Here is a 6108-nt window from a genome sequence, read left to right on the forward strand (position 1 = left end):
NGCGAACACGCTGACTCCGCCCGCGTCGCGGATCAGCCGCAGGGTCCGCCAGACGTCCGGCTGCTCCTTGCCGACCCAGTACGGCCCGCCGGCGCCGATCCAGTCCCGGGTGAAGGCCGCCGCCACCGTCGGCACCAGCCCGGCCTCGACCATCGCCGCGGCGATGTGTGGGCGGCCCACCGTCCCGGCGGCGAGCTGCGCCACCCGTTCCCAGTGGATCGGGTGCCCGTCGGCGGCCAGCCGGTCGGCCATCCGGCGGGCGCGGACGGNCCGGTGCTCACGGATCTGGGCGCGGACCGCGGCGAAGGCGGGCTCGGCCGCGTCGAACAGGTAGGCCAGCACGTGCAGGGAGATCGACCCGCCGGGCACCTCGACGGAACAGGAGATCTCCGCGCCCGGCACCAGGGTGAGGCCGCCGGGCAGCGCCGCGGCGGCGCGCCCGAGGCCCGCGGTGGTGTCGTGGTCGGTCAGCGCGATGACCGTCAGACCCGTCTCGGCGGCGAGCCGGACGAGGTCCTCCGGTGCGACCAGTCCGTCCGACGCGGTGGAGTGGGTGTGCAGGTCGATGGTCACCTGTCCATGCTGTCAGCTCNCCCCCGCCCGCCGCACCGCGTCGAGGGCCGGCCGGCCGAGCGTCACGGCCGCCCGGCGGCTCGGGTGACTACAGGTCGAGGCCGGTGAGGACCAGGACGCGCTCCTCGGTGAGGTCGGTCATGGCCGCGCGGACGCCCTCCCGGCCGATGCCGGAGCCCTTCGTACCGCCGTAGGGCATCTGGTCGGCGCGGTAGGAGGGGACGTCGCCGATGACGACCCCGCCGACGGCGAGCTCGCGGTGGGCGCGGAACGCGGTGGTCAGGTCGTGGGTGAACACGCCGGTCTGCAGGCCGAACTCGCTGTCGTTGACGCGGGCGAGGCCCTCGTCCAGACCGTCCACCGCGGACACGACGACCACCGGCCCGAAGACCTCCTCGCGCACCACCCGGGCGTCGGCGGGGACGTCGGTGAGCACGGTCGGGGCGATGCTCGCGCCGGTGCGCGTGCCGCCGCAGACGAGCGTGCCGCCGGCGGCGACGGCCTCGGCGATCCACTCCTCGACACGGCGCGCCGCGGCGGTGTCGATGAGCGGGCCGACGTCGGTGGCCGGGTCGGTCGGGTCGCCGCCGCGCAGCGCCCGCACCGCGGTGGTGATCTCGCGCAGCAGCTCGTCGTAGACGGACCGGTCGGCGTAGACCCGCTGCACGGCGATGCAGGACTGGCCGGCCTGGTAGTTGGCGAACAGGGCGATGCGCCCGGCCGCGCGGGCGAGGTCGCCCGGCGCCGCGTAGTCGGCCGCCACCAGCACGGCGCCGTTGCCGCCGAGTTCGAGCACGACGTGTTTGCGAGGCACCGCGTCGCGGATCGACCAGCCGACCGGGCCGGAGCCGGTGAAGGAGACCACCGGCAGGCGCGGGTCCGCGACGAGCCCGGTGACCTCGCTGTTCGGGACGGGCAGGACCGACCAGGACCCCTCGGGCAGGTCGGTCTCGGCGAGCAGATCGCCGAGGAACAGCGCGGACAGCGGCGTGCGGGGAGCGGGCTTGACGATGATCGGGGCGCCGACCGCCAGCGCCGGCGCGACCTTGTGNGCCACCAGGTTCAGCGGGAAGTTGAACGGGGTGATCCCCAGCACGGGCCCGCGCGGGAAGCGCCGGCTCAGCGCCAGGCGCCCCTCCCCGGTCGGGTCCGTGTCCAGCCGGGTCAGCTCGCCGGTGAAGCGGCGGGCCTCCTCCGCGCCCCAGCGAAACGTCGAGCTTGCCCGGGCCACCTCGGCCCGAGCCCAGGTCAACGGCTTGCCGCTCTCTGCGGTGATGAGCCGGGCGAGCTCGTCGCCGCGCCGGGCTATCTCCCTGGACACGTGCGCCAGGGCCGAGGCCCGCACGTGCGCCGGCAGCGCCGAGAACCGCGGGGCCACCTCGGCGGCGGCGGAGACGGCGCGCTCGACCTGGTCGGCGTCGGGCTGCGCCACGGTGGCCACGAGGCCGTCGTCGAAGGGGTGGCGGACATCGATCGTCGCGGCCCCCTCGGCGCGGTTGCCCGCCAACCAGAACGAGGTGACGTCAGCCATCGCGATCCGCCCCTGTCGTCGCCATCAACCGTCATCCTAGGCGCATCGCCGGCGTCCCAGCGGCTCCAACGCGCCCGGCCGGCGCATCGGCGCGCGCCGTCGCCCNGCGGCGCTGAGCTGGGCGGACAGGCCGGTCCCGAGTCCGTGGTCGGGGGACGATGCCCAGGTGGACAGCGGCTGGACGAGCAGGCGGGAGCCGAAGAGATGAACCCTCCGAACGTGCCGGCCCACGGCGGCCCGGGGCTGCCCCAGGTCCGCCGCCTCGTCACCGAGATCCCCGGACCCCGCTCGCGCGCGCTGGCCGCCCGCCGGGCCGGCGCGGTGGCCCGGGGGGTGGGCGAGACCCTGCCCGTGTACGTGCACGCGGCCGGCGGCGGGGTCGTCGTCGACGTCGACGGCAACTCGCTGATCGACTTCGGTTCGGGGATCGCCGTGGTCAGCGTCGGCAACGCCGCGGACGACGTGGTCGCCGCGGTGCGCGAACAGGTCGGCCGGTTCACCCACACCTGCTTCATGATCACGCCGTATGAGGGGTACGTCGCGGTCTGCGAGGCCCTGAACCGGCTGACCCCCGGCGACCACGACAAGCGCACGGCGTTGTTCAACTCGGGGGCGGAGGNCGTCGAGAACGCCGTCAAGATCGCCCGTTCGGCGACCGGGCGCGACGCGATCGTCGTCTTCGAGCATGCCTACCACGGGCGGACGAACCTGACGTTGGCGATGACGGCGAAATCGATGCCCTACAAGGCCGGTTTCGGGCCCTTCGCGCCCGAGGTCTACCGGGTGCCGCTGGCCTACCCCTACCGCTGGCCGACCGGTCGCGAGCACTGCGGCGAGCAGGCGGCGGCGCGGGTGATCGAACTCGTCCGGGACGAGATCGGTGCGGGCGAGGTGGCCGCGATGGTCATCGAGCCGATCCAGGGGGAGGGCGGGTTCATCGTTCCTGGCCGCGGCTTCCTGCCCCGCCTCGCCGAGTTCTGCGCGGACGCCGGCATCCTGTTCGTCGCCGATGAGATCCAGACCGGCTTCGCCCGGACCGGCACGCTGTTCGCCTGCGAGGACGAGGGCGTCGTGCCGGACCTCATCACCACCGCGAAGGGCATCGCCGGCGGGATGCCGCTGGCGGCGGTCACCGGACGGGCCGAAATCATGGACGCCCCGCAGGTCGGCGGGCTCGGCGGTACGTATGGCGGCAACCCGGCGGCGTGCGCGGCGGCGCTCGCGGCGATCGGGTTCATCGAGTCCGCGGACCTCGCCGGGCGCGCGCGGCGCATCGGCGAGCTGGCGCTGCCCCGGCTGCGCGCCCTGGCGGCGCGGCACGACGTGGTCGGGGACGTCCGCGGGCGGGGCGCGATGCTCGCCCTGGAACTCGTCCGCGGCGGTGGCGACACGAGCCCGGACAAGGAGCTGACCGCCGCCGTCGCGGCGGCCTGCCACCGCCGCGGCCTGATCGTGCTCACCGCCGGCACGTGGGGCAACGTGCTGCGGCTGCTGCCGCCGCTGGTCATCGACACCGCGCTGCTGCTCGCCGGTCTCGACGTCCTCGACGAGGCGTTCGCCGAGGTCGCCGCGGGCCGCTGAGGCCGGGTCGGCAGGCCTGCCCACGCTCCGCGCCCAGGCCGCTCACCGTCCGCTCATGGGCCGATCGCCGGCCGATCGCCGGCCGGTCACGGGCCGCTCGCGGGCCGGTCACGGGCCCGTCATGCCCGGCGGATCGGCACATCTGTGCTGGTGGGACGGTTGCTTGTGGTGAAGGGCGGGAACAGCGATATCGGAACCGCCGAGATCCGGCGGCTCCGTCCACCTACGCCAGGAGGCGCCCGGTGACCATTGCTGCCGCCTGCCCTCGTTGTCTCGGCCNGCTCCGCCCGCCCGACCTGTGGAGCAGCCAGTACCGCTGCGACGAGCACGGGGAGGTGAGCCCGTACCGGACGGCCGTCTCCTCCCGCGAGCAGGCGTTGCACGCCCTGGCCACGACCTCGACCGTGCCCGTGTGGCTGCCCGAGCCCATGCCGGTGCACTGGTACATCAGCGGAGTCGGCTGGGCCGGTGACGAGCGCACCGGGCCACGGGCCAGCGCGCTCGCCCTCGCCGGCCCCTGCCCGCTGGGTGGCCCGGCGGAGATGATCCTCGTCGCCGAGGCGCCCGGGGTGGGCCTCGGTGCCCGGCTCGCGGGCATCACCGGCCTCGACCCGCAGACGCTGCCGGGCGCGCCCGAGGCCAAGGTCGAGGCCGCCGGGCATCCCACCGCCATGTGGCCGCTGGCCGTCCCACCCGACCGGGCCGCCTTCGTCGGGGAGGCCCGCGGAGTGTGGCTGTGGCTGGTGCTCTGGCCGGCGGACGCGGCGCTGATCCTGCTGGAGCACCTGGTGCTGCGCGACGTGCGTGATGCCCCCGAGATCGGCGAACGGTCCTTCTTCGGCGCCGTCAGCGAGCATCTCCCCGTCGCGCCGTCCTCGGTGCGGTGAGCGAGGTTCCCGCGGCCGTACGCTGATCGGATGGAGGTCGATCGGCGGCTGCTCACCGTGATCGTCAATCCGAGCGCGGGGCGTGGGCGGGCGCTGCGCCTGCTCGACGGCGTCCGCGCCGAGCTCGACCGGTGGGCCGCCGACGTGCGGGTCGTCCCCACCCGCGATCTCGCCCACGCCGGCCGGCTCGCCGCCGAGGCGACCGCGCAGGGCCGGGTGGTGGTGGCGCTCGGCGGGGACGGCCTGGCCGGGGCGGTGGCCGGGGCGGTGGCGCGGGCGGGCGGGCTGCTCGCCGTGCTGCCCGGCGGCCGCGGCAACGACTTCGCCCGCGGGCTGGGCCTGTCCGCCGACCCCCGCCGCGTCGCCGCCGAGCTCGCCGGGTTTCGGGAGCGGCGGGTGGACCTGCCCGAGGTCGGCGGCCGGCCGTACCTGGGGATCGCCAGCGTCGGTTTCGACTCCGACGTGCAGGTCATCGCCAATCAGACCCGTCTGCTGCGCGGGCGGCACGTCTACACCTACGCGGCGCTGCGGGCGGTGGCGGCCTGGCGGCCGGTGCGGTTCACGGTGACGGTCGACGGCGGGCCGCCCCGCGCGCTGCACGGCTGGACGGTCGCCGCGGCCAACGCGGCGTACTACGGCGGCGGGATGCGCTTCGCCCCCGACGCCGACGTCGCCGACGGGCTGCTGGAGATCCTGCTGATCTCGCGGACGTCCCGGCTGACCTTCCTGGCACTGTTCCCGCGGGTGTTCACCGGCCGGCACGTCCACACCCGCCACGTGCAGGTGCTGCGGGGGCGGCGGGTGCACATCAGCGCCGACCGGCCGTTCGCCGTGTACGCCGACGGGGATCCGCTGGCCGACCTGCCCGCGGAGATCCTGGTCCGGCCGGGTGCACTGCGCCTGCTCGTCCCGGCCGGTCCCTGAGTCGCCGAACGACTGCCGCCTACTGTTCGCGCTGGGCGGGTTGGGTGTGCGCGGCGGCGAGCTCCGGCGTCGCGTGGTAGTCGACGAGACCGCTGATCTGCGGGTAGTGCAGGTCGAAGGCGGGCCGCTCGGAGCGGATCCGTGGCAGTGACCGGAAGTTGTGCCGCGGCGGCGGGCAGGACGTCGCCCATTCCAGCGAGTTGCCGTACCCCCACGGGTCGTCGACGGTGGCGAGGGCGCCGTGCCGGTAGGAGTGCCACAGGTTGTAGATGAGCGGCAGCGTGGACGCGGCGAGCAGGAACGCGCCGGCGCTCGAGACCGTGTTCAGGGTGGTGAAACCGTCGGTCGGACCGTAGTCGGCGTAGCGCCGCGGCATGCCGCGCACGCCGAGCCAGTGCTGCACCAGGAACGTGGTGTGGAAGCCGAAGAACANGGTCCAGAAATGGACCTTGCCCAGCCGGTCGTTCATCATCCGGCCGGTGATCNTCGGGAACCAGAAGTAGGTGCCGCCGAACGCGGCGAAGACGACGGTGCCGAACACGACGTAGTGGAAGTGGGCGACGACGAAGTAGCTGTCGCTGACGTGGAAGTCGATCGGCGGGCTGGCCAGCA

At 74.7% G+C, this 6108-nt stretch carries 4 protein-coding genes and 7 pseudogenes; 4 read left to right on the forward strand and 7 right to left on the reverse strand.

What is annotated here, in order from left to right:
• Position 1: 1 nt before the first annotated feature.
• The 4 genes and pseudogenes from FF86_RS40380 to FF86_RS40390 all read right to left on the reverse strand — a co-directional run.
• Positions 2-269: pseudogene (locus FF86_RS40380) on the reverse strand (phosphatase); the annotation flags it as partial.
• 1 nt (position 270) lies between these two features.
• A pseudogene (locus FF86_RS40385) lies at positions 271-573 on the reverse strand (PHP domain-containing protein); the annotation flags it as partial.
• An 88-nt stretch (positions 574-661) separates the two neighbouring features.
• Positions 662-1624, reverse strand: a 963-nt coding sequence (locus FF86_RS04610; RefSeq protein WP_242418170.1) for an aldehyde dehydrogenase family protein, incomplete at its 5' end; no start/stop codon positions are given.
• Between the two features lies 1 nt (position 1625).
• A pseudogene (locus FF86_RS40390) lies at positions 1626-2104 on the reverse strand (aldehyde dehydrogenase family protein); the annotation flags it as partial.
• 204 nt (positions 2105-2308) lie between these two features.
• Here FF86_RS40390 and FF86_RS40395 point away from each other — a divergent pair.
• From FF86_RS40395 to FF86_RS04625, 4 genes and pseudogenes are all read left to right on the forward strand, one after another.
• Positions 2309-2723: aminotransferase class III-fold pyridoxal phosphate-dependent enzyme (locus FF86_RS40395; RefSeq protein WP_242418171.1), on the forward strand; the 415-nt coding region annotated here is incomplete at its 3' end.
• A gap of 1 nt (position 2724) precedes the next feature.
• Positions 2725-3685: pseudogene (locus FF86_RS04615) on the forward strand (aminotransferase class III-fold pyridoxal phosphate-dependent enzyme); the annotation flags it as partial.
• Between the two features lie 296 nt (positions 3686-3981).
• Positions 3982-4572 carry a DUF6758 family protein gene (locus FF86_RS40400; RefSeq protein WP_396229772.1) on the forward strand — a complete coding sequence of 197 codons (591 nt, stop codon included), beginning with the start codon at positions 3982-3984 and terminating at the stop codon, positions 4570-4572.
• 30 nt (positions 4573-4602) lie between these two features.
• A complete protein-coding gene (locus tag FF86_RS04625; protein ID WP_044883475.1) occupies positions 4603-5496 on the forward strand; it encodes a diacylglycerol kinase family protein in 894 nt (297 codons plus the stop codon).
• Between the two features lie 19 nt (positions 5497-5515).
• Here FF86_RS04625 and FF86_RS04630 read toward each other — a convergent pair.
• The 3 pseudogenes from FF86_RS04630 to FF86_RS40410 form a co-directional block, all read right to left on the reverse strand.
• Positions 5516-5928: pseudogene (locus tag FF86_RS04630) on the reverse strand (cytochrome ubiquinol oxidase subunit I); the annotation flags it as partial.
• Position 5929: 1 nt separating this feature from the next.
• Positions 5930-5981 (reverse strand): annotated as a pseudogene (locus FF86_RS40405) (hypothetical protein); the annotation flags it as partial.
• A 1-nt stretch (position 5982) separates the two neighbouring features.
• Positions 5983-6106, reverse strand: a pseudogene (locus FF86_RS40410) (cbb3-type cytochrome c oxidase subunit I); the annotation flags it as partial.
• Between the last annotated feature and the right edge of the window lie 2 nt (positions 6107-6108).

It is taken from the genome of Frankia sp. CpI1-P (assembly GCF_001421075.1).
Lineage (GTDB): Bacteria > Actinomycetota > Actinomycetes > Frankiales > Frankiaceae > Frankia > Frankia torreyi.